The 21,598-nt window shown below is 46.1% G+C and carries 17 protein-coding genes and 3 pseudogenes; 10 read left to right on the top strand and 10 right to left on the bottom strand.

The genetic code is table 11. The features are described from left to right. Window positions 1-245: 245 nt before the first annotated feature. Window positions 246-536: a putative quinol monooxygenase gene (locus Q1A70_RS01830; RefSeq protein WP_299686283.1), complete on the bottom strand. Its 291-nt coding sequence runs from the start codon at window positions 534-536 to the stop codon at window positions 246-248. A gap of 201 nt (window positions 537-737) precedes the next feature. After that, window positions 738-1,028 carry a putative quinol monooxygenase gene (locus Q1A70_RS01825; RefSeq protein ID WP_299686285.1) on the bottom strand — a complete coding sequence of 97 codons (291 nt, stop codon included), beginning with the start codon at window positions 1,026-1,028 and terminating at the stop codon, window positions 738-740. A 202-nt stretch (window positions 1,029-1,230) separates the two neighbouring features. Here Q1A70_RS01825 and Q1A70_RS01820 point away from each other — a divergent pair, with 202 nt between their 5' ends. Beyond that, window positions 1,231-2,154 (top strand): LysR family transcriptional regulator, encoded by a 924-nt coding sequence (locus Q1A70_RS01820; RefSeq protein WP_299686287.1) that lies wholly within the window; start codon window positions 1,231-1,233, stop codon window positions 2,152-2,154. A gap of 60 nt (window positions 2,155-2,214) precedes the next feature. Here Q1A70_RS01820 and Q1A70_RS01815 read toward each other — a convergent pair whose 3' ends face one another. From Q1A70_RS01815 to Q1A70_RS01805, 3 genes are all read right to left on the bottom strand, one after another. Then, the gene (locus Q1A70_RS01815) at window positions 2,215-2,994 is read right to left on the bottom strand and encodes a glycine betaine ABC transporter substrate-binding protein (RefSeq protein WP_299686289.1); all 780 of its coding nucleotides are present in this window, start codon (window positions 2,992-2,994) and stop codon (window positions 2,215-2,217) included. Window positions 2,995-3,038: 44 nt separating this feature from the next. Then, entirely contained in the window at window positions 3,039-3,779 is a 741-nt protein-coding gene (locus Q1A70_RS01810) for a sulfite exporter TauE/SafE family protein (RefSeq protein ID WP_299686291.1), read from the bottom strand. A 98-nt stretch (window positions 3,780-3,877) separates the two neighbouring features. Next, on the bottom strand, window positions 3,878-4,168 hold the full coding sequence (locus Q1A70_RS01805; protein WP_299686293.1) for a putative quinol monooxygenase: 291 nt from the start codon (window positions 4,166-4,168) through the stop codon (window positions 3,878-3,880). Window positions 4,169-4,463: 295 nt separating this feature from the next. Here Q1A70_RS01805 and Q1A70_RS01800 point away from each other — a divergent pair, with 295 nt between their 5' ends. Together Q1A70_RS01800 and Q1A70_RS01795 are read left to right on the top strand one after the other, a co-directional pair. After that, window positions 4,464-5,492, top strand: coding sequence for a radical SAM protein (locus Q1A70_RS01800; protein ID WP_299686295.1), 1,029 nt, complete (start codon window positions 4,464-4,466; stop codon window positions 5,490-5,492). Window positions 5,493-5,509: 17 nt separating this feature from the next. Next, window positions 5,510-6,064: a DUF1349 domain-containing protein gene (locus Q1A70_RS01795; protein WP_299686297.1), complete on the top strand. Its 555-nt coding sequence runs from the start codon at window positions 5,510-5,512 to the stop codon at window positions 6,062-6,064. 281 nt (window positions 6,065-6,345) lie between these two features. Here Q1A70_RS01795 and Q1A70_RS01790 read toward each other — a convergent pair whose 3' ends face one another. Together Q1A70_RS01790 and Q1A70_RS01785 are read right to left on the bottom strand one after the other, a co-directional pair. Further along, a complete protein-coding gene (locus tag Q1A70_RS01790; RefSeq protein WP_299686299.1) occupies window positions 6,346-6,606 on the bottom strand; it encodes a hypothetical protein in 261 nt (86 codons plus the stop codon). 219 nt (window positions 6,607-6,825) lie between these two features. Next, complete coding sequence (locus Q1A70_RS01785) at window positions 6,826-7,974, bottom strand: PLP-dependent aminotransferase family protein (protein WP_299686301.1); 1,149 nt, start codon at window positions 7,972-7,974, stop codon at window positions 6,826-6,828. A gap of 115 nt (window positions 7,975-8,089) precedes the next feature. Between Q1A70_RS01785 and Q1A70_RS01780 the strand changes: the two genes are divergently transcribed. From Q1A70_RS01780 to Q1A70_RS01750, 7 genes are all read left to right on the top strand, one after another. Continuing rightward, window positions 8,090-8,959, top strand: coding sequence for a GyrI-like domain-containing protein (locus Q1A70_RS01780; RefSeq protein ID WP_299686303.1), 870 nt, complete (start codon window positions 8,090-8,092; stop codon window positions 8,957-8,959). A 221-nt stretch (window positions 8,960-9,180) separates the two neighbouring features. Beyond that, window positions 9,181-10,497, top strand: a complete 1,317-nt coding sequence (locus Q1A70_RS01775) for an MATE family efflux transporter (RefSeq protein ID WP_299686305.1) — start codon at window positions 9,181-9,183, stop codon at window positions 10,495-10,497. A gap of 243 nt (window positions 10,498-10,740) precedes the next feature. Next, on the top strand, window positions 10,741-11,499 hold the full coding sequence (locus Q1A70_RS01770) for an ATP-binding cassette domain-containing protein (RefSeq protein WP_299686307.1): 759 nt from the start codon (window positions 10,741-10,743) through the stop codon (window positions 11,497-11,499). Beyond that, on the top strand, window positions 11,496-12,341 hold the full coding sequence (locus Q1A70_RS01765; protein ID WP_299686309.1) for an ATP-binding cassette domain-containing protein: 846 nt from the start codon (window positions 11,496-11,498) through the stop codon (window positions 12,339-12,341). Before Q1A70_RS01770 ends, Q1A70_RS01765 begins: the two co-directional genes overlap by 4 nt. 64 nt (window positions 12,342-12,405) lie before the next feature. Continuing rightward, window positions 12,406-13,917, top strand: coding sequence for an ABC transporter substrate-binding protein (locus tag Q1A70_RS01760; RefSeq protein WP_299686311.1), 1,512 nt, complete (start codon window positions 12,406-12,408; stop codon window positions 13,915-13,917). A 4-nt stretch (window positions 13,918-13,921) separates the two neighbouring features. Then, on the top strand, window positions 13,922-15,658 hold the full coding sequence (locus Q1A70_RS01755) for an ABC transporter permease subunit (protein WP_299686314.1): 1,737 nt from the start codon (window positions 13,922-13,924) through the stop codon (window positions 15,656-15,658). A 140-nt stretch (window positions 15,659-15,798) separates the two neighbouring features. Further along, window positions 15,799-16,041, top strand: coding sequence for a hypothetical protein (locus Q1A70_RS01750; protein WP_299686316.1), 243 nt, complete (start codon window positions 15,799-15,801; stop codon window positions 16,039-16,041). Window positions 16,042-16,139: 98 nt separating this feature from the next. Here the strand turns inward: Q1A70_RS01750 and Q1A70_RS01745 are convergent. The 3 pseudogenes from Q1A70_RS01745 to Q1A70_RS01735 form a co-directional block, all read right to left on the bottom strand. Continuing rightward, window positions 16,140-18,994 (bottom strand): annotated as a pseudogene (locus Q1A70_RS01745) (FAD-binding and (Fe-S)-binding domain-containing protein). Window positions 18,995-19,137: 143 nt separating this feature from the next. Then, window positions 19,138-19,794, bottom strand: a pseudogene (locus Q1A70_RS01740) (L-lactate dehydrogenase); the annotation flags it as partial. Continuing rightward, a pseudogene (locus tag Q1A70_RS01735) lies at window positions 19,789-21,387 on the bottom strand (L-lactate permease); the annotation flags it as partial. The pseudogenes Q1A70_RS01740 and Q1A70_RS01735, both read right to left, overlap by 6 nt. Window positions 21,388-21,598: the final 211 nt, after the last annotated feature.

Raw genomic sequence — 21,598 nt, 5'->3', positions numbered from 1 at the left:
ACTTGGAGTAGCAGTTTCCAGCGAATATCAGTTAGCATTGTTCTTGGCATGGTATTGGTTATGGTTTTACTTTTGGCAAAGCAAATTATAACTCTTTACCATGCTATTCAAAAAACACTCACGAAAGATCAACACGCCCTAGTAATGTTTTAATATTTTTCATGTTGAACCTCATTGGTGCTCTTTGACGCCCTGACGGTCGCAGTCAGGGCATAGTGTTATAACGGAGCGGTTTGGTTGAGTCGTTACGCGATCTTAGTCATTTCGTTGACAGTGAAGCTTGCGATAGAGCCTTCAGTTGCGGTCATGTAGTCAGCTAGGTGCTGGTTGCCCATGTGAGCCTGCCAAAGTTCACGTGATACCCAGTTTTCATAAAAAGTAAAATGCGCTGGGTTGTCGTTGTCTTGATGAAGATCATAGTTGATGCAACCTTCTTCAGCACGAGTCACCTCGATAAGCTTTAGTAGTTCGGTTTTTACAAGTTCAATTTTGTCGTCATTGGCTTTGATGTTTGCAACGATAGTTAATGTAGTCATGCGATGTTCCTTTAATTATTAGATACTGAAACCGGCAGTATTATTGATGTCTATATTGTTTTAGTGATAAGCCAGTCCGTCATATCACGCTGAGTCACTCACTAAATGTAGTTCAGGTAATACACTCAATTACCGATAAAAAATTGAAAGATATTCAAATTATTTTTGATAATTAAACGTTTGAATACGTTACTTTTTGAACTAAGCAATCTGAGTCATTTCGTTTAGAGTGAAGCTTGCGACTGAGCCTTCGGTTGCTGCCATGTAGTCAGCAAGGTGTTGGTTGCCCATATGTGCCTGCCAAAGTTCACGTGATACCCAGTTTTCATAAAAAGTGAAATGCGCTGGGTTTTCGTTGTCTTGGTGAAGGTCATAGTTGATGCAACCTTCTTCAGTACGAGTTACCTCGATAAGCTTTAGTAGTTCGGTTTTTACAAGTTCGATTTTGTCGTTATTGGCTTTGATGTTTGCAACAATCGTTAATGTAGTCATAGGAGTTTCCTTCGTGCTGCGCTTAGTGCGCTGCGTTGTTGGTATGAAGGTATAATAGTGCGAACATTAGCAATTAAAAACAGCCTATCGTTTGATTTATTATCAATTTTAATTTGATAATTGCCTTTTAATATTCCATATGTTGCGATATAAAAGGAGTCATCATCAGGTCTCATTAACACATTAATTAAAGGTAACGGTTATGCTCTTAGAGGATTTGCAGGTCATTTTGAAAGTCGCAGAGTTTCGCAGCATCACCGCTGCCGCGACAAATCTGGATATGCGCACCGCAACAGCCAGTGCAGCGGTGAAACGTGTCGAGGCGTCGTTAGGGGCAGAGTTGTTTGTGCGTACCACTCGTCATTTACGTTTGTCTTCTGCTGGAGAGCGTTACCTACCCCAGTGTGAAGAGGCGTTAAAGATGCTTGAAAAAGCCAAAATGAACATGCGTGAAGAACTGGGGGTTATTGATGGTGAGATTCGAATTGCGCTTTCGTCAGATTTAGGCCGAAACGTGATCACACCTTGGCTTGATGATTTTTTGTTGGACTACCCAAACGTGTCACTCCGCTCAAGTATCAGTGACAGTAACATTGACTTTTATCGGGACTCCGTTGATATAGCGCTGCGTTATGGAGCTCCTACCGATGCCAGCATGTATGGTTTTAAAATTTGCGATGTACCGAGACTTTTGTGCGTCAGCCCAGAGTATTTAGAAAAATATGGGGTTCCATCCGAGCCGGATGACCTGCTTGAACATAATGCCCTGTTTTACCAGCTGCATGATATTTTGCAAAATGAGTGGCTGTTTAATGATGGAAAAGAGACCGTCAAGGTGAAACTGAAGGGCAATAGAGCATCTAATGATGGTGATCTTGTTCGGCGCTGGTGTGTTGCAGGTAAAGGGGTAGCAATCAAGTCTTGTCTCGATATGGCCGATGACTTGCTGACAGGAAAAGTGATCAACGTAATGGCGGACTATAAGCCGACATCGACCGAGCTATGGTTAATATGCCCAAGCCGACAATCCATTACCCCAACCGTCCGCCTATTAAGGGATATGCTCAGAGAAAAGACTGAACAGATTCTCATCCAAATGAAGGACAAAGGGATTCTGTTGGGTTAACTGTTGAGGTTGTGAGGGCGTGGCAATTGCCTGCCCTCAGTAAAGCGGTGATGGTCTTAATTACTGATGGTTGTCCAACCACTCACGAGTCACATCATCAACCGCTAACTCCGCACGGCAAACCTTATAATCCAATTCTGCGATGATTTCATTTGAAAAACGCAATTGATCTAGCTGTGCCAACTGTGCTTGAGTAAATACGGTTGATCTGTCTTGTCGAAGTAATAATACGGCGCGATCAACGATACCCAATAATCCTTTGGGCTCTTTTAATTCACGGATAGTAAATTGGTGGTGCAAGAACTGTGGCTTCCATAATGGCACAATAACCCACTCATTATTTTCAACCGCATGTTCATAGGCACCAAAGCAATCCTCTTCTGTACCAGAGTGAAAATGATAACCCACATCGCTTAATCCATATTGGTCCATCATTTCAATAGAGAATCGGGTAATGCCAGCACCTGGGTTAATACCTTGAATGTGTTTGTTGGTACGCTTAACGACTTCTGGTTTTAATAGGTCACTGATTTGTGAAACAACCTCTTCAGGTACATAATCGGGCACACCCCATAGGGCGTACGGGTTATAGTGCATACCTAACTCTAACAAAGGCTCTACCGTTTCAACATCGGATTTATAGATACCATGGCTTGAAGGTAACCAGGCCGAAGAGAGCATATCGATACGGCCCGCTTTTAGATTTTGGAAATTTTCTTGATGTGGTGCGTAGACACGTTCCACTTGAAAACCCATATCAGTTAAGACATGGCTAACTATGGATGCAGTAACGCGATGAAAAGATAGATCGGTAACACCGATATTGATAATGTTAGACATAAAGTGACCTTATGATAAAAGAAAAATAGGTTTTAAAATCGTATTTAAAGTGCCGTGAGGCCGGAATAGAGCATCTTTGTTCCCGTAAAAAACAGAACGCTATAACTTATCTTGTAAATCAAATCTTGAGAGATGATATTCACCATCCACACACCGGTCCTAACCCCCAAAAACGCAATCGGCACCAAAACTAACGAGGTCATCAAGTTTTGCATATCGAGCTGCCCCATATAGCTGTAAGGGATCAATTTGATAAAATTAAGCACGGTGAAAAACACCACACTGGTGCCGATTAACTGCTCTTTCGGCAGATTTTTAGGCAGTAGATGCATGCTCGCAGGAGGCCCTCCTGCATGGGCAATCGTACTGGAAAAGCCAGATAGCATACTCAATGCATAGCCTTTTATCGGGTGGCTGAACGCATACTGCTTGAGTAAAAATTTTTGCGCTAAAAAGACCAAAGCCAGCCCCCCAATGATCAATTCAACAACCTGTGTAGGCAGGCTACCCATAAAATAGGCCGCACTCATTACGCCCAAAATAGCAAAGGGCATCATGCTTTTAAGCTCGACGTAATTGCAGTTCTCGCGGTGGTAAAACAGCGCCATTAAATCCATACCACACAATAATGGTAATAAAATCGCAGCGGCTTGAACTGGTGACACGCTCATCGCCATCAAAGGTACCGATAGCATCCCCAAAATACCGCCGACTCCTCCCTTGCCCATGCCATAGAAAAAAACGGCAGGTATTGCTGCAACATAAAACCAAAGGTCTGTGATCATGATATGTAAACCAAGAAAATACGTAGATGAAAACAAGTATATTTGAGCAAAAAGCTTGTAAAGCCATTCACTCAAATAAGGGGGAATACAAAGTTGGCTTAAGCGATTTGGGTCATTTCGTTTACAACGAAGCTAGCCACACAGCCTTCAGTTGCTGCCATATAATCGGCAAGGTGTTGGTTGCCCATATGTGCCTGCCAAAGTTCACGTGATACCCAGTTCTCATAAAAAGTGAAATGCGCTGGGTTTTCGTTGTCTTGGTGAAGGTCATAGTTGATGCAACCTTCTTCGGCGCGAGTGACGTCGATTAATTTCAAAAGCTCTGCTTTTACCAGTTCAATTTTGTCTTCATTAGCCACAATGTTTGCAACGATAGTGAGCTTAGTCATAGGGTGTTCCTCTGTATGGAATTGAAGCAGCTGATGGTGTGCTGCGTTGTTGGTTTGGGTGTATATTAGGGTGAATATTGCAAACCAAAAACAGCCTATAAATTGATTAATTATCAAAATAAAATTGATAATTAGTGTGATCAGTTTCACTGGAGAGGAAGTGAGCGCCTGTTGTGTAGTAGGTAGGCAACTTATCTATTTATTTTTGATAATTAATCAAACAATACCGCGTTTTTACTGTGTAAAATTTGCCGTAGGATGGCCAAATCAATTTCAATTCATTGGATAAATAGCCATGTCACAGATACATTTCCAACAGGGCCCAATACGCCCACCATCAGAAGCAGACAGCCTGCTTATCAGAACGACACAGGGTTGCCCGTGGAATAAATGTAAGTTTTGCACCCTTTTTGAAGGCATGGCGTTCTCTATTCGTCCGGTTGAAGATATTAAGCGTGATATCTGGGCGGCGAAGGCGTTTTATAAAAACAAAACCTTTGATAGCTGTTTTTTGCAAGATGGCGACTCATTCGCTATGGAAACCCAAGACTTACTTGACGTGCTCAATACACTGAAAGAGGCCTTTCCAGATCTTAAACAGATCAGCTCTTATGGCCGAGCGCAGACCATGACTAAAAAATCGCCAGCGGAGATGAAAGCAATCTGCGACGCTGGGCTAAATATGCTTTACTGCGGTATGGAGTCGGGATCTATCGAGGTTCTAAAACTGATGAAAAAGGGGATCACCCCGAAATCAATCTTGAAGTCAGCCGAATATGCCAAGCAAGCGGGTATGAAAATGATGACCTTCATTATCCTTGGCTTAGGTGGAAAAGAACTGTCAGAGCAACATATCGCAGGAACGGCCGAGCTACTGAATCAAATCAACCCAGACGAAATTCGCATACTCTCGCTGGCGGTTAAATCGGGAACTGAATTGGATGAGTTAGTACAAAGTGGGCAATTTACGCCACTGACAGAGCGAGAGATGCTTGAAGAGCAGTATCAGCTTATCAGCAAGCTAGATGGTGTGACGGGAAATTATGGAAACTACCACGGCATCAATGTGTTGATGGAACTCAATGGTCAATTACCACAAGATAAAAAGACATTTTTGCGCACCATTGACCACTTTATGATGATGAGTGAAAACGACCAGAATAACTTTATTTTAGGTCGCCGCACGCACTATTACGCCACATTGAGTGATATGCGTAATCAGCTTATGTATGACAGCGTACAAAGAGAACTAGACCGCATTCAACAAGACAAGTTTGGCGTTCTGGACGATATCTTCTATCAACTTCGCCAACGCATGATCTAATGGTAAGGAGCAGGTCAATGAATAATCTAGATAACTGGACAATTCAAAACGAAAACCCACACCACTGGTCGTTTAAAAATGGAACCCTTACGATGCAGGTTCAAGAGGGCAATATTTTTGGTGCAGGAGCCAAGGATGTGGATAACATCTTTATTTATCCGGTAGACAAACGAGAATACAGCGCACAGGTGACAATTGCTCTAGATCCTAACCTTACTTTCGAGCAGGCTGGACTGGGTATTTACTGGGACAATGATAACTACATAAAAATCAGTAAAGAGATGTTTATGGGTGAGCGTTCACTGGTGTTTGTTGTAGAGCAAAATGGTGAGCCGAATATTAAACATCGCTTAATATTCGATGAGTCCTCTGTATCGGTAAAGTTGGAAAAAAGCGATACTAATGTTAGTGCTTTTTATCGAACGCAAGATAACGACACATGGCAGCCAATTATAAGCACTGCTGTACTATCAGGGCGTGAGCAAGGCGTTATGCTTTACACGTTTAGCGGGCGAGTCATTGCGCCTAATTTCGCAAAATTTAGTGAGTTTGAGCTAACTGATTTGAACTAATGTGTATCCTTTATAAGATGAACTGGCCTGCTCCATTAATGAAGATTGAGTGGGTTAGTTAAAGGGGCAGCTTCACAAGGTTGTAAATCCAGGATATCCAGTTAAGTGACGTTGCCATACTTTTAATAATTCATGCGTTGCTAAATTAGAAACTTCGCTAAAACGGAATTGTCCAGAGACGTGCTAGAGCTGTAAGGTAATAGCTGTGCTTCCCACATAAAAAGTTCGCTACTTTAATGTGAAAATTAAGATCTTTCCCAACCAGTCCTCCTCCAAAGCCCTTATAAATAAAGGGCTAACGGCTTACATTGGACTTTTCGCTGAAATGGGCGCAAACCCCCGAGTAGCATGGTCGTGAATGGGTCAAAGAACTTTACGGTGCCTGCCATCAACAGGAATGCGCCCAACAAGCCAGTTAGAATTTTTTGTGCCTTTAGAGACAGCGCGTCACTTGAGTTGTATGAGCGAAATAGGAAAAAGCCGGTGATTAAAAACATCGATCCGATTAACGTAAGCTCAAGAACCAGTTGTTGTGTACTCATAGTCATAACCTTTCAGTGATAAGGGGTGGTGTCGTCGTTTGATGTGCTTATCTTATGCAGGTTATGAGCATTCAAAAATAGACAATGTTGAATGTGATAAATACATATTTGAAAGATTGAAAGATTGAAAGATTGAAAGATTGAAAGTGCCAATTAAAAAGGCCCTGCTGTAAAAATACAGTAGGGCCTTGGTATTAATCTGTCTGACTTAATCAGCTATTACGCTTGGTTAAGTACTTCCGCTAAGCGTTTCACCGCTTCGGTCAATTCCTCTGGATTAGCGTTAGTGAAGTTTAAGCGCAGTGCAGCTTTTGCTTCATCAGCCTTTGGATAGAACACTGGGCTTGGCACAACCGCCACACCATTTGAAAGAAGGGTCTTCGCCAGTTCGAAGGTGTCACACTCTGGGATTTCGACCCAAATGAACATTCCGCCATCAACGGATTTTAATACGCAGTCTGCAGGTAGCTGTTTCTCGAGTTCTGAAAACAGCACTTCATAACGAAACTTGTACAACGTGCGAATGTTTTCCATGTGCAGGTTGAAATCTTCATGCTTTAGAAGACCAACAAGCAGCGCTTGCATTGGTACACTTGAGTGTAAATCTGCGCCTTGCTTCACTTTAATCAGTGGCTCAAGGTAGCTGCGTTTACCGGTTACCGCGCCAATACGTAAGCCTGGCGATGCAATCTTAGAGAATGAACGAAGAACGATAGAGTTGTCTGGGCAGAAAGATGAAACCAACGGTAGCTCTGTTCCTGTGAAGCGCAGCTCACGGTATGGCGCATCTTCAATGAATGCCACGTTGTATTTGATACAAAGCTCCGCTACTTTTTGACGAGTTTCCGTTGTCCAACATACGCCCGTTGGATTATGGAAATCTGGCACCGCATAGAACATCTTTGGAGATTGCTGTTCAAAGCATGTTTCTAGTTCGTCTAGGTTAGGGCCAAATTCAGTTTGAGACACAGTCACAATGTTCGCTTGAACCAAACCAAACACTTGCATCGCGCCCAAGTAGCTTGGCGCTTCCATTACAACCACATCATTCGGATCAACATACGCACGCGCAATTAAATCCAAGCCTTGTTGAGAGCCGGTGCAAATCATTGCTGTGTGCGACTCTGGCAATTGGTAGCTTTGTGTTAAGTGGTCAAGCAACGGGCCATAGCCAGCCGTTGAACCGTATTGGAAAACTTCAGTCATATTGGCTAGGTTTTCTAGCGTTGGCTTCATCAAATCGATAGGGAACGTTTTCTGATCAGGCAAACCACCGGCCAATGAAATGACATTGGGATCGCTTGCGGCTGCGAGGATTTCTCGAATGTATGAAGATTGAATCTGTTGCAATGACTGTGCGATTTCCATGTGTTGTGTCTCGTTGTTTTTGATTTTTATTTTGTCGGTTGATATTACACGGCAATTGTAAAAAGCAACGTGTCCGTTTATGCTGTTAAACATGTCCATTTATGCTATTTAGTCGATGTCACGTCAACACATCTCCCGAATCAATGATGTCCTTTTCCATATTCATCAAGATATTAGTCAACCTTTGTCTGCCAAAGAGCTATCCAATATCGCAGCCTATTCAGAGCAACATTTTCAGCGCACCTTCAAAAGTGTGGTCGGGGAGTCGCTGCATCAATACATCCGACGCACTCGAATGGAGTATGCGGCCAATCAATTGATGTTTGATACCAGTTCGTCGGTGGTGGAGATAGCCACAAAGTGTGGTTTCAGTTCAGTGTCTTCGTTTAGCCGCGCTTTTAAAGCGACCTTTAACATGTCGCCAGGTGAGTGGCGTAAACACGATTTACAGATCGCCGAAAAGCCCTATTTGAAAGATCCTGAAGTGGCGGCAGGATATTTGAATGTCGCGCAACGAATGCTACCTGAGCCTAAGATCATTGAAGTGCCTGAGCGCATGGCAGCCTATGTTCGACATACGGGCTATAACCGTTCTATTCGTAATGCGTGGTTGATATTGAAAGCGTGGGCGAACTCCGAACAACGCAATTTCTCGAGCCAATTTGGTTTGCATCACTCGAATCCTGCTTGGGTTGAGATGGATCAGTGCCGCTATGTAGCGTGCATCGCGATTGACCAACCGATTAAGTATCGCAGTGTCGTTAACCAGATGGTGATTCCTGGTGGTTTGCACGCGGTGTTTCGACTCAGTGGCCGTTATGGTGAGCTACTACCACAGATCAGCATGGTATTAGAAAAGTGGCTACCTACGTCTGGCTTCAAGCAGCGTTCGACCCCAGCTTATGTGCATTATCATCAGAATCATTTTCTCAATAGTGAGGAGGTGTTTGAACTCGACTTCTACCTGCCTGTCAGTTTTTATTAAGCATGACTATTTTGTTAAGTGTGGTTGTATTTTTTAACTATAATTTTACGCTTTTGTTGTGGCCAATAGGCTCGCTCAATGATGGGGGCGTTTTGAGTGAGCGGGCAAATGTAAGTGAGATTGGTTGATCATCGACCCTAACTAAAGGGTGACAATGCATTGGTTAAGCGCTAGCATTCCCGGCAATTGCAAATAGTTCTTAATATCAACTGCTAGTAAATATGACCATTACTCACAAAGATTATCTGAAAATCGCGTTCCCTTTCATTATCTCCACGGTGACGCAGCCCCTGCTTGGCGCTGTCGATACTGCTGTTATCGGCCAACTTGGCATTGCTGAACTGATTGGTGGCGTGGCGATAGGCACCATCATTATGAACACCATGTATTGGTTGTTTGGTTTTTTCCGTGTCAGCACCACAGGGCAAAGTGCGATGGCATTGGGGAAAGGGAAGCGCTCTGAGCTAGCGGGCAGCTTGATGCGTCCATTCGTGCTGTCTGGTTTGGTGGGGTTGATCTTTATCTTGATACAACCCTTCATCTGGCAAGGGGCGATGTGGGTGATAGAGCCTGAAGCGAACGTGGCAGAGCAAGCGTATATCTACTTCAGTATTTTGATTTATGGTGCGCCCTTTGTGCTGCTTAATTACACTATTATCGGTTGGTTGATGGGACAGGCGAAAGCCAAAGAAGTCCTTTACACGCAAGTGTTTGGTAACGTGCTGAACATTGTATTAGACGCGGTGTTCGTCCTCTATTTCGACTTAGGTGTTGCGGGTGTGGCATACGCAAGTTTGATCGCACAGATCACCACCTTTGCGATTGGTATGACGCTGGTTATGAAGACCAGCAACATCTCGATCTCTGAGTTCCTGCAAGGCTCGAAGATGACCAAGCAAGACCTGTCGACTATCATCTCTTCGAATACTGACCTACTGTTACGCACGATTTGTATCTTAGTATTCTTTAACATGATGGCGCGTACAGGCTCAAAGCTGGGTACCGATGTTCTGGCCGCTAACGCGATCTTGATGCAGGTAACCTTTATCGTGAGCTATATGTTTGATGGTATTGCTAATGCATCGAGCGTGTTTGCGGGTAAAGCGGTAGGACAGAAGAATCCTTCAATGTTGGACTGTGTGTTAAGGCTTAACTTCCAATGGACAGCTGGTTTTATTGCTGCGCTGACGCTGTTGACCTTGGTATCTAAAGACAGCATTGTTTTCTTGTTTACCGATATTCCAGCGCTGGTTGTCTTGTATCAAGAGACGGCTCCGTGGTTGATTGTATTCCCGCTGGTGGCAGGCTTTGGCTTAACGGTTTACGGCATCTTTACTGGCACAGGCACCACCCGTCCGGTTCGAGATTCTAGTATTGCTACATTATTGGTGTTCTTGGCTGTGCAGGCGGTTGCCGTTAATTGGTGGGGGAATCATGGTCTATGGCTCGCGTTTACGCTGTTTTACCTTGGGCGGATTGCATTTTTATACCCATACATAGCTCAGGTTAAGCATAAGTGTTCCCTAGCCGAAGCATAAGTATTACCTAGCCGACAATGCAGCGTCGGCTTAACCTTCGCGTTATTGTTTTAGTCTTCGCCTTATAACTTCATTGCTCGCTCGAATACTCTTTAAAAGCGCTTCACCATACAGCGAAGCGCTTGGCATGCTGGGGTAAATGAAACGGCCAATTTAATGCGGCCAAGTTCAATGTTCACTTTTCATCAAGTCGGCTAAATGATAAGATTTGTTATGTTATAACACTTGCCTATGAGTACTTGCGTGAACGCCTCACTGTTGTCTGTTGACCGATTAACGATCAAAACCGCTTCGAAAACCCTTTTCCAAGATATCCAGTTCGATGTATATCGAGGTGAGCTGTTGGCGATCATGGGACCTTCAGGCATTGGTAAGTCGATGCTTTCACGAGCGATTGCCGGCTTTACACCAGATACAGTCGAGGTGGACGGCGATATTTCTCTGTCAGGTCAAGCGGTGTGTGGTTTACCTATGTTGCAAAGAACCGCAGCACAGCGACCAGCGGTTATCTTCCAAGATGCGCTTCAAGCGCTAAACCCTCTTGTCTCCATTGAAGGTCAGCTTAGCCTGGCGTTGACGGGGACTCGCACTAAGCTTAAATCAGCAGACAAAATCAAACTGACTGAATTGTTGGTACAACTTGGTTTCCCTAATCCAGAAATCCTCTTGCCGTTATACCCGAGCCAAATTTCGGGAGGGCAGCGCCAACGAGTATGTATCGCGATTGGGTTGTTGAGTAACGCCGATATCATCATTGCCGATGAGCCAACCAGCGCCTTAGATCCAGTCACCGAGCAAGAGATACTCAAGCTGATTCGAGACAATGTTAAGCAACGACAAATCGGTGGCTTGTTGATTACTCACGATCTGCACAGCGCCTTAGCTTGTGACAAATTGCTGGTGATCGACGATGGCGGTGTGGTGGCGTATGGCGCGCCAAAGCAAGCGCTGGAGTCGAGCTCTCATGCGTTCTGTTGTTCACTCAGAGATCTCATCGCATGAGTTCGACCTTATCATTAAATTCAGAAGCCTTGTCGCCAATGTCAGTGATTGCTCCACAAACACCGCTCGAAATTAAGTTTGAGAATGTCGGTATTCATTATTACTCAATCCCCAGTTGGTTGGGAGGCAAGGCGTTTAAAGCATTGCACAACATCGACCTAACTGTTAACGATAAGAGCTTAGCTATTGTTGGGCGCTCTGGTGCCGGTAAATCTACGCTGATTGAACTGTTGTTTGGTTTGAAAGCGCCAACTCTCGGTAGCATCAGCTTGTTTGGTCACTCGCTGCCGATTCGTAATAGCAAAGCGCAAGCCACGGTGTGTCGTTTGATCCAATTGGTGCCACAAGAACCACACACCAGTCTTAACCCTTACTACACCGTTCGACAGATTTTAGCCGAGCCGCTGAGCAACCTAGATGTTTCTGGCACTCATGAAAGTATCATTGAAGAGACGCTGTTGGATGTTGGCTTACCTGCCACATTGCTATCACTGAAACCCAATCAGCTTTCTACCGGCCAAGCTCAACGTGTGGCTATTGCTCGGGCGCTTGTCGTTAGACCCGCAGTACTGGTTGCCGATGAGCCAACCAGTAGCCTAGATCCAGTCAATCGCCAGAGGCTATTGGACTTATTTAATTCATTGAAAAAGAAGCGCGACATGCGCCTTATTTTGGTGACACACGACCTAGGCGCAGCACAAGCGCTTTGCGAACAAATTCTGGTTCTTGACCATGGCGAGATGGTGGAGTATGGACCGACACCTCAAGTGATGAGCGAACCTGCTCATCCAGCGACTCAGATGCTGATCGAATCTCAGCCTCTTTCGAAATCTACTTGTTAAACACAACCTTATTTATTACGAAATACCGTTTATTAACAAACACAGTTTACAGAGAGCAATAACTATGCGTTTTAATTCAATCAAACTGGCTTGCGCTCTAGCGCTGGCTCTGCCTTTGACGGGCTGTTTTGACTCTCAACCAGAGTCGAGCGAAGCTGCGGTCAAATCTGAAATTCGTGTTGCGATGATGCAACCACCAAGAACAGGTCTATCGCCACTTTCTGATGACGCGTTCAAATTATCGCGTTGGAGCACGGCTGAAACGCTAGTTAACCTAAGCCCAACTTCAGAAGCTGAGCCAATGCTGGCAACGGATTGGAAGCATGTTGATCCCCTGACTTGGCAATTCACGGTTCGTCAAGGTGTTAAATTCCACGATGGGTCTACATTAACAGCAGAGTCTGTTGTGAACTCTTTACAGAAAGCGTTAGAAGCGGCGCCTAAGCCACGCATCCTAGATGATGTAGAGCTAGAAGTGAAAGCGATGGACAACTACCGCGTAGAGATCAAAACCAGCTTTGATGACCCTCTTCTACCAAGCCGTTTATCAAGCCCTCAATTAGCGATCCTAGCAGCAAGCGCGTACCAAGAAGATGGTCGTGTTAGCCCAATTGGCGCAGGTACTGGTCCGTTTGAATTGACTGAAATTAACGGTACAACTAGCGCGAAACTGAAACGTTTCGATGGTTACTGGGGTGAAAAAGCACAAGTTGAATCTGTAATTGCAGAATATGTTCCTAACGGTTTTGCTCGTGCGGCTGCTCTAAGAACAGGTACGGCAGACATCGTTGAAGCGGTGCCAGTTTCACAAATCGCGACCATTGATTCGAACCTGCTTTACGAAGTAGCCATGCCTCGTACCAACACGCTTTACCTGAACAATAAGTCAGGTGTGTTCAGCGATATTAACTTACGTAAGGTTGCGGCGGCTGCAGTAGACCGTGAGCAAATCGTGAGTACTGTTTATGAGAACCACGCGGACATCGCGCAAGGTCTGCTAGGTCCTGCACTTGCTTGGGCTGAGCCGATTCGACCTGAAGGTCAAGCCGTCGATAAAACGCTAAAAGCAAACGGTGAAAGCATTGTTATCGGTACCTTTACTGACCGTGCTGAGCTTTCAGAAGTGGCTGCACTACTTAAACAGCAATTTGAAGCGGCTGGCTTCAAAGTTGAGCTGGATATCCGTGAGTACGCTCAGATCGAAAACGATGCGCTATCAGGCAAGTTTGATGCGTTCATCCTTTCTCGTGCAACCGTTCTAGATTCGGGTGACCCGGTGGCTTACATGATGAGTGACTTTGGCTGTAAGGGTTCATTCAACCTTGGTCAATTTTGTTCTCAAGAAGTAGACCAAGCGCTGACTCACGCAGACCTGCAACCACTAGGTGCACTGCGTCAGCAAGCGATCATTGAAGCGGAACAAAAAATCCTCAATGACTTCGCTGCTATTCCACTGCTTCACGAACGTGTGATTCAAGGTGAAAGCGAGCGTGTAAGCAATGTAGTTCGTGACCCAAGTGAGCGTCGCTTGGTTGATCAAACTACTCAAGTTAACCCGACAACACAGGTTAACTAAATAAATGCTATCTGCTGAGACTCTGCGTCGAACCTTATTTATCTTGACGCCTTGGCTGTCAAGAATCGCCTCACTGATTGTGGTGGTGATTCTTGTTGGCTTGATGCCTGACATTGCAGGCATCGATCCAAGCCAATCTATCCTGCGGGCGAGAGCGGGGCAACAACACCTGCTTACGCCTGAAGCTTTAGCGGCGGTACGTGCTGATCTTCAGCTTGACCGTTCGGCAAGTGAGCGCTTGATCGACTGGATAGGAAGTGCCTTTTCGGGTGATCTGGGTAAATCATGGATTGATGGTTCTTCGGTTGCATTAGGTATTCAAAAAACAGCGTCTACATCTCTGTTTTTGATGTCTAGCGCACTTTTGATGACTTTCGTACTGTGCGGTGCCGGTTTACTTGCTACCTTGCGCAGTTGGAAGAAGGGTAAATTAGGGCAGAGTTACAGCAGTTTAAGCACCGTATTAATATCGTTGCCAGAGTACGTGGTGGCTTCGGTATTAATACTGGTGTTCTCGATCTGGTTAGGTTGGCTACCACCGTATGGTTGGCAAGGCTGGCAAGATATCTGGCTACCGAGTTTAGCGCTCGCACTGCCTGCTAGCGGCCTGTTTAGTCGTCTACTTAGAGACAGTTTACAACGCGTTCTTAATGAACCTTGGGTGATCACTTGGCTCAGTGCCAACGTTCACTCTAATCAAATTATTCGCTTTGCGCTGAAAAGAGCGTTGAGCAGCCTGATCCCACAAATCGCGATGATCGTGATTGGTTTAACTGGTGGCGCAGTCGCGGTTGAGCTTATCTTCTCGATTCCGGGTATCGGGCGCATGATTCTTGGTGCCGCGAAAGCGCAAGATCTACCTATACTGCAAGGTGGCTTATTAGTATTGCTGCTGTTTTCGATTGCGGTAAGTAGTATCAGCTTGTTTGTTCAGCAGCTGATTTTGGGCCATAGCCTGAAAAGCGGTAAGTTAATCAGTAGCCACTCTTCGTTTCGTTTTACTCAGAGCCGCGCCAAGCGTGTCACTGCTTTTGCGATCATCTCATTCCTAATTGCTATCGTGGTATGGGCTGCATTCCGAGACCCATATACTAGCCAATTTGCACGTTTGGCTTCACCGAGCTGGCAAGCGCCTTTGGGTGCAGATGGCATTGGGCGAGACCTGTTAGCGAGAATTGGCTCTGGTATGGTCGCGACCTTCCAAGCGGGTATTCTGGCAACGTTCTTGAGCTTGGTGACGGGCATTATCATGGGTTTCAATACTCGTTTTAGCCAAGGTCTTATCGAGATCACTAAGGGCATCCCTTACATCATTGCAGGCCTTTTGGTTGCGGGCTTAACAGGGATGAATCCGAACAGTGCATTAATCGCGATTGTATTGGTATCTTGGGCACCATTAGCGGCGCACTGCTCTAGTTTAATTGTGGAAGCCAAGGCTCAACCTTATACGCACCTCGCGCCATTGTGGGGTACCAGCAAGCTTAGAATCTTCCGCTTCTACTTGCTTCCGTATGTGTTACCGCCGTTGCTAAGACACGCATTGCTGAGGTTGCCAGTCATCACGCTAAGCCTGACTTCGTTGAGCTTCATCGGGTTAGGGGCAAAACCACCAACACCGGAGTGGGGTTTGATGATTGCAGAGAACTTGCCATACATTGAGCGCGCGCCATTGGCGGTAATGGGGCCTATTATTGGGCTGATCTTATTGGGCGCTGCCATCAACATGATGTTTGATGACTAACGAAACGAGCAGGTAGCAGAGGTTTCGAATTGGCTATTGAGCTGGGTGTTCGATTAGCTCTATATGATGTAACCTTAAGCCTGCTTTTTAGAAGCGTTTTTAAAGCTCAATAGACCCTAGTGAAGTGTAAAGGATTCAACATGTATCTCGTTTTGTATTGCCACAATATTGGTATGACTGACTTTTCTTTCTTTGAGACGGAAGATTTCGACAAAGAAGATGGCTATATCGTTCGAGGTAAATGGCCGAATGAGAAAGCGTTTCGTGATTACTTGACCAAGGAATTTGGTGATATGAGTGAGTTCCAAGTGATTGACCTGATCGCCAAAGGTGCAGAGGCAGAACACTACTCGCCAGAAGAGTTGCTTCGTATATCTAGCTAACTCGGATCTCGTTTCAAATCGAACAAACAAATGGCAGCCTGATTGGGCTGCCATTTTCGTTTTAGGTTAAAGCTAATACCTTTTGCATCGGAATGATGCTACTGCGCAACCTCGTCCACCAAATACAAGATTGACTGATACGGAATGCCACTGTGATGCGACAAACCGATCTCACAGGTTCGGCTGTTGCTAAATCCACGAGTGCAGTTGCTCGGCACTTGTTCTTTGAGCGGGTGTACCGCCGCCTCATTCAGCTCTGGCGTGGTAAAGCCTTTGTCACCCGCCCAGCCACAACATTGTATATGCTCTGGAACAATCACTTCTTCGGTACAGGCTTTAGCAAGGTTCAACATTGCCCTTCTAAACCCATTCGGCGAGAGCTACAAGTGACATGCAGCATTACGGTCTCTTTAAGTGGTGCAAGCGTCAGGTGCTCTAGCAAGTATTGATTCACAAACCCTGTCGGCTCTAGCACATCTAATGGTTTGGTGAACCGCTCAATACTGCGTTTGGCACACGGGCTGGTGTCCATCAATACTGGGTATTCACCCTGACGACTCGCTTGCCACAATACTTCTTCGAGCTGTTGCGCTTTAGATTGGGCTAGGTCGGTCATGCCTTTGCTGTCGTAAGGCATACCGCAACATTGGTCATCTAATTTCTTCGGCAGAATTACCTCGAAGCCCGCCTTCTTAAGCAGAGACATAGTCACTTCAGTAAGAGGGCGTTGATCACCCGCATCGCTCTGTTGCCCCATGGTTCGACTGGCACACGAAGGGAGGTAAACCACCTTCTTAGTGTTGTTCGATGTTTCGGCTGTCATAGGTGAAGCTGTGAGTGAGTGGCTGTTGGATTGCGGCATCTCTGGCATCCAAACTGGCGTTGCGCCTTTGGTCATTGAGCGCAAACCATTGGTGATCTTGCCGACTGTATTCGCGCCTAGAACCTTGCTTGCCACTTGATTGGTTTTGAGCCCGGCCTTGGTCAGCTTAGTGGTGGTCGAGAAATGATCCGCCGTCCACTTAGCGATTGGCGTGAACTTCTGATATTTGGCAACACGAAGCTTCTTCACTAAGTTGCCGGTGTTAATGCCTACCGGACAACGCTCGGCACACAGGCCAGTTACCGCGCAGGTATCAATGCCTTGGTATTCAAAGGTCTTTTCTAGTTCGTTTGCTTCAATCTCTTCACCTGTAGCCCGGCGGCGTTGCAGTTCTCGGTACAACACAATACGTTGGCGCGGTGATAAGGTCAGTGTGCGAGACGGACAAACAGGCTCACAGAATCCACACTCAATACAGCGGTCAACAAGGTCGTCGGCAGCAGGCATTGGCTTTAAGTCTGTGATGTGGGAATTTGGATTGCCATTGATGATCACGCCGGGGTTGAGCAGCCTTTCAGGGTCGAATAGTGCTTTGATCTGTTGCATTAAGGCATAACCATCCTTGCCCCATTCCAACTCCACATAAGGTGCCATGTTACGGCCTGTGCCATGTTCTGCTTTCAGAGAACCTTGATATTTCACGGCGACGAGCTCGGCTACGTCATCCATGAAACCACCGTAACGGTCGATTTCCTCTTGGCTATAAAAGCCTTGGGTAAACACAAAGTGCAGATTGCCTTCTAGCGCGTGGCCGAAAATGATCGCCTCGCTGTAGTCGTATTTATCAAACAGCTCTTGCAGCTCTCGAATACCATTCGCAAGGTTCTCGACTGGGAAAGCAACATCTTCAATGATGACCGTCGTACCCACTTCACGCACTGCGCCAACTGCAGGGAACATGCCTTTACGGATGCCCCAAAGCGTTGCGACAGTCTTGGGATCGGAAGTGAAAGGGACAGATTCAACAATCGTGTAATCAGCTAATGCATCCAAAATTGATTTACATTGTAAATCTAAGTCCTGCTGGGAGCTGGCGTGTGATTCAACCAGAATAGCCGCCGCTTCTAAATCCAAGTTTGGCATAAACGCAGGCATACCCGGTTTATCCGCGACAGAACGTAGCGCTCTGCCGTCCATTAACTCAACAGCAGCAACCGGAGTTTTGGACAGAGTAGTTACGGCTTTACTAGCTTGCTCGATGTCGGCAAACACCAGCAGGGCTGAGGCTTTATTTGGGTGTTCAATCACCGTGTTGTAAGTGATCTCGGCGATGAAGCCTAGCGTGCCTTCGGAGCCAATCATCAGGTGTTTAATGATTTCGATTGGATCGTGATAATCGACCAATGCATTGAGCGCGTAGCCCATGGTGTTTTTAAGGCGGTACTTGTGGCGGATTCTGTCAGCGAGTTCTTGATTCAAGCTGGTTTGGCGGTGCAGTTCAACAATGCCTTCAAACAGCGTTTTGTGTGATTGCTTGAATGCCTCAACGCTAGCACTGTCTGCGGTATCGAGCAGGGTGCCATCACTCAACACGACTTTCATGCTATCGACGGTACGATAGGAGTTCTGCGCAGTACCACAACACATGCCACTGGCATTGTTCGCGGCAATACCGCCGATTTTACAGGTGTTGATTGAAGCTGGGTCTGGGCCGATTTTACGTTGGAAAGGGGCAAGGTATTTGTTGGCATCCGCGCCAATCACACCGGGTTGAAGAATGATTTGATTGCCGTTATCGACGATCTCATGGCCTCGCCAGTCGTCGGTCAGAGTGATGAGTACCGAGTCGGAAACTGCTTGCCCTGAAAGGCTGGTACCTGCTGCGCGAAAGGTAAAATGAATACCGAGTTCACGACAACTTTGAATCGTGAATATCACTTCGTCTAAGTTTTTAAGCCTTAGAACCATTTTCGGCACCAAGCGATAAAAACTCGCATCGGTGCCGTAAGCCAATCGCTTTGCCTCTTGCGTGACAATGCGTTCCGTTTCTATTTTTTGAGCCAGTATCGCTTCAAGCTGCTGATAAGCTTTGGCATCTACTACTCGCTCATGGGATGTGTTTGTCTCCATCTTTGCTTCCTTGTGCTTCTTATTTGGCACTGATTTGTTTTTAAACGGTGTCACAACAGCAGTGGAATTGCTGTGACACTGATTGAACTTCAGTCTAAGTAGACCAAAGCTTGAGTCTGAATCTTCATCTGGATCGTGGCGGGTTAATCTAGCCCCACCAAAGATTCACGAGTTAAGTCTTTGATTGTCTTTGCGCCTGTTAATGTCATGGCAACGCGCATCTCTTTGTCGTAAAGGTCGAGTAGGTTCTCAACCCCTGCTTGTCCTTGCGCTGCTAATGCGTAAACGAAAGATCGGCCAAGCAAGGTGCAATCTGCGCCCAATGCCATCATTCGAACCACATCTAAGCCCGTGCGAATGCCGGAATCGACCAGAATCTTGATGTCACCTTTAACTGCGTCTGCAATTGCAGGTAATGCTTTGGCACTTGATAGAACACCATCAAGCTGACGACCGCCGTGGTTTGAAACCACAATGCCGTCTGCGCCAAATCTAACGGCGTCTTTTGCATCTTCTTCATCAAGAATGCCTTTGATGACCATTGGGCCATCCCAGAAATCACGGATCCACTCTAGGTCTTTCCATGAAATCGACGGGTCGAAGTTGTCACCCAACCAACCGATGTAGTCTCCCAGTTTGGTAGGAGAGCCACGATAAGTAGAGATGTTGCCTAGGTCATGCGGTTTACCCAACAAGCCAACATCAACGGCCCAACTAGGATGACGCATAGATTGGAATACACGACGTACAGCGGCGTTTGGCCCACTCATTCCTGAATGCATGTCGCGGTAGCGTGCACCTTCGCGTCCTAGCAAGCCAACGGTTGCTGATGCGGCTACCACGTTGTGAATCGCAATCATGTTACCTGCTGCTGCACCAACGGCTTGTAGGGCAACGACAACTGCACTAGAGATAGTCAGAGTTTGCGCTACTTCGAACTGGAACTGGCTGAACATCATGTTTGATACTGTGTTCGAACCTGCAATGAAAGCACCCAATGCACCCACTGTTGCACTTAAGGCTGGGAATGCGCTGCCGACTAGGTCTGCTGCGAAGTTTGCCGTGGTTACGGGCATACTTGCTAAATCTGCACCGTTCACACCAGAGTTAATGAAGATACGTACCATCGGGATGGTGAACACCAACACAAAGCCTGCACCAATCAGTGTTTTACTTGATTCACCGAGCGCTTTAGCCAGTGGCGTTGCGCTGCGAGATTGCATGAGAACCGCAACCAGCGCGACGAAGACTAAGATGCCGCCCGGTAGATAGAGAGGTTGAATCGCTGTGCTTACGCCTGTCTCACCAAGGATGTTGCTGAATGAAAGGCTAACGCTCTTAAGTAGGCCTTTGAACTCAGGGCTCACACGGCTTGCAACCAAAGTCACCGCTAACAGCACGTAAGGTGCCCATGCCATCGTCATGCTCATCTTCTTATGGCTTTGGTTACCGTTTGAATTGTCGTCTAGATCGATCTTCAGCGAACCTAACCACTCAGCTGGCCATTTATCTTCGCTTTCAAAATCCCATTTTGACTTTGGAACAAGGAAGCCACGTTTTGCTGCAGTAACCACAATCGCTAGGCCAACCAGACCACCAATTAGTGATGGGAACTCAGCACCTAGGAAGACACCCGTCAGTGCGTAAGGAATGGTGAAAGCAGCACCTGCGAATAGCGCAAACGGTAGGATGTCTAAACCTTCAGTCCAGCTTTTGTTCTTACCGAAGAAGCGAGTCAGCATCATTGCCATCAACACTGGCATCATCACACCAACAGAAGCGTGAATCAGCGCGACACTTGATGTGATCTGTTGTAGGTAAGCATCCCAAGTAGAACCGTGAGCAATCAGGCTTTCACCGATGTTGTGTGTGTCCAAGCCTTTGTTCACACCAACAATGATTGGCGTACCAACCGCGCCGAATGATACTGGCGTTGATTGGATCATCATGCCCATCAGTACCGCAGCAAGTGCTGGGAAGCCGATAGCAACCAGTAGCGGAGCGGCAATAGCTGCTGGTGTACCGAAGCCAGATGCACCCTCAATGAAAGAACCGAAACACCAAGCGATGATAATCGCCTGAACACGACGGTCAGCGGATATGTCCGTGAAGCCGTTGCGGATGGTGGTGATAGCTCCGGTGTGTTTCAAAGTGTTTAATAAGAAGATGGCGCCGAACACAATCCAGAGAACCGACACAGTAATACCGAAACCTTGAAATACAGAGGCCAACACGCGAGTGCCAGACATATCCCAAGCAAATAGGGCAATAGCAACGGTTAGTGCAAATGCCACTGGCATCGCTTTTTTCGCTGGCCAGTTCAGGCCAACCAGTAGAATCGCTGCAACAACTATTGGTGAAAAGGCCAATAGAGCTAGTAGAGTTTCACTCATGGGTACTTCCTCGTACTGTTTTCAAACGTTCATGTTTGAAGTAGATAACACGTTATGGGTTGTCATTTTTTGAATCGCTATTGGCCTCTAAGCGGGAACCATTTGGGTGCGAATCTTGTAATTGGAATGACTCTTTTGTGATTATTTTGTTAATTTAGTGTGAATTTACCCCTTTATTTTTTATTGATATAGGGAAATAATGAAAATAATT

It is taken from the genome of uncultured Vibrio sp., assembly GCF_947488985.1.
Lineage (GTDB): Bacteria > Pseudomonadota > Gammaproteobacteria > Enterobacterales > Vibrionaceae > Vibrio.
This window is presented reverse-complemented; position numbering and strand designations above follow the sequence as displayed.

What these genes read in the sequence shown, in the direction of transcription:
- Q1A70_RS01790 (WP_299686299.1), bottom strand. Translation starts at nt 6,606, where the DNA reads ATGAGTACACAACAACTGGTTCTTGAGCTTACGTTAATCGGATCGATG.
- Q1A70_RS01775 (WP_299686305.1), top strand. Translation starts at nt 9,181, where the DNA reads ATGACCATTACTCACAAAGATTATCTGAAAATCGCGTTCCCTTTCATT.
- Q1A70_RS01765 (WP_299686309.1), top strand. Translation starts at nt 11,496, where the DNA reads ATGAGTTCGACCTTATCATTAAATTCAGAAGCCTTGTCGCCAATGTCA.
- Q1A70_RS01805 (WP_299686293.1), bottom strand. Translation starts at nt 4,168, where the DNA reads ATGACTAAGCTCACTATCGTTGCAAACATTGTGGCTAATGAAGACAAA.
- Q1A70_RS01810 (WP_299686291.1), bottom strand. Translation starts at nt 3,779, where the DNA reads ATGATCACAGACCTTTGGTTTTATGTTGCAGCAATACCTGCCGTTTTT.
- Q1A70_RS01780 (WP_299686303.1), top strand. Translation starts at nt 8,090, where the DNA reads ATGTCACGTCAACACATCTCCCGAATCAATGATGTCCTTTTCCATATT.
- Q1A70_RS01750 (WP_299686316.1), top strand. Translation starts at nt 15,799, where the DNA reads ATGTATCTCGTTTTGTATTGCCACAATATTGGTATGACTGACTTTTCT.
- Q1A70_RS01820 (WP_299686287.1), top strand. Translation starts at nt 1,231, where the DNA reads ATGCTCTTAGAGGATTTGCAGGTCATTTTGAAAGTCGCAGAGTTTCGC.
- Q1A70_RS01795 (WP_299686297.1), top strand. Translation starts at nt 5,510, where the DNA reads ATGAATAATCTAGATAACTGGACAATTCAAAACGAAAACCCACACCAC.
- Q1A70_RS01830 (WP_299686283.1), bottom strand. Translation starts at nt 536, where the DNA reads ATGACTACATTAACTATCGTTGCAAACATCAAAGCCAATGACGACAAA.
- Q1A70_RS01755 (WP_299686314.1), top strand. Translation starts at nt 13,922, where the DNA reads ATGCTATCTGCTGAGACTCTGCGTCGAACCTTATTTATCTTGACGCCT.
- Q1A70_RS01785 (WP_299686301.1), bottom strand. Translation starts at nt 7,974, where the DNA reads ATGGAAATCGCACAGTCATTGCAACAGATTCAATCTTCATACATTCGA.
- Q1A70_RS01825 (WP_299686285.1), bottom strand. Translation starts at nt 1,028, where the DNA reads ATGACTACATTAACGATTGTTGCAAACATCAAAGCCAATAACGACAAA.
- Q1A70_RS01800 (WP_299686295.1), top strand. Translation starts at nt 4,464, where the DNA reads ATGTCACAGATACATTTCCAACAGGGCCCAATACGCCCACCATCAGAA.
- Q1A70_RS01760 (WP_299686311.1), top strand. Translation starts at nt 12,406, where the DNA reads ATGCGTTTTAATTCAATCAAACTGGCTTGCGCTCTAGCGCTGGCTCTG.
- Q1A70_RS01815 (WP_299686289.1), bottom strand. Translation starts at nt 2,994, where the DNA reads ATGTCTAACATTATCAATATCGGTGTTACCGATCTATCTTTTCATCGC.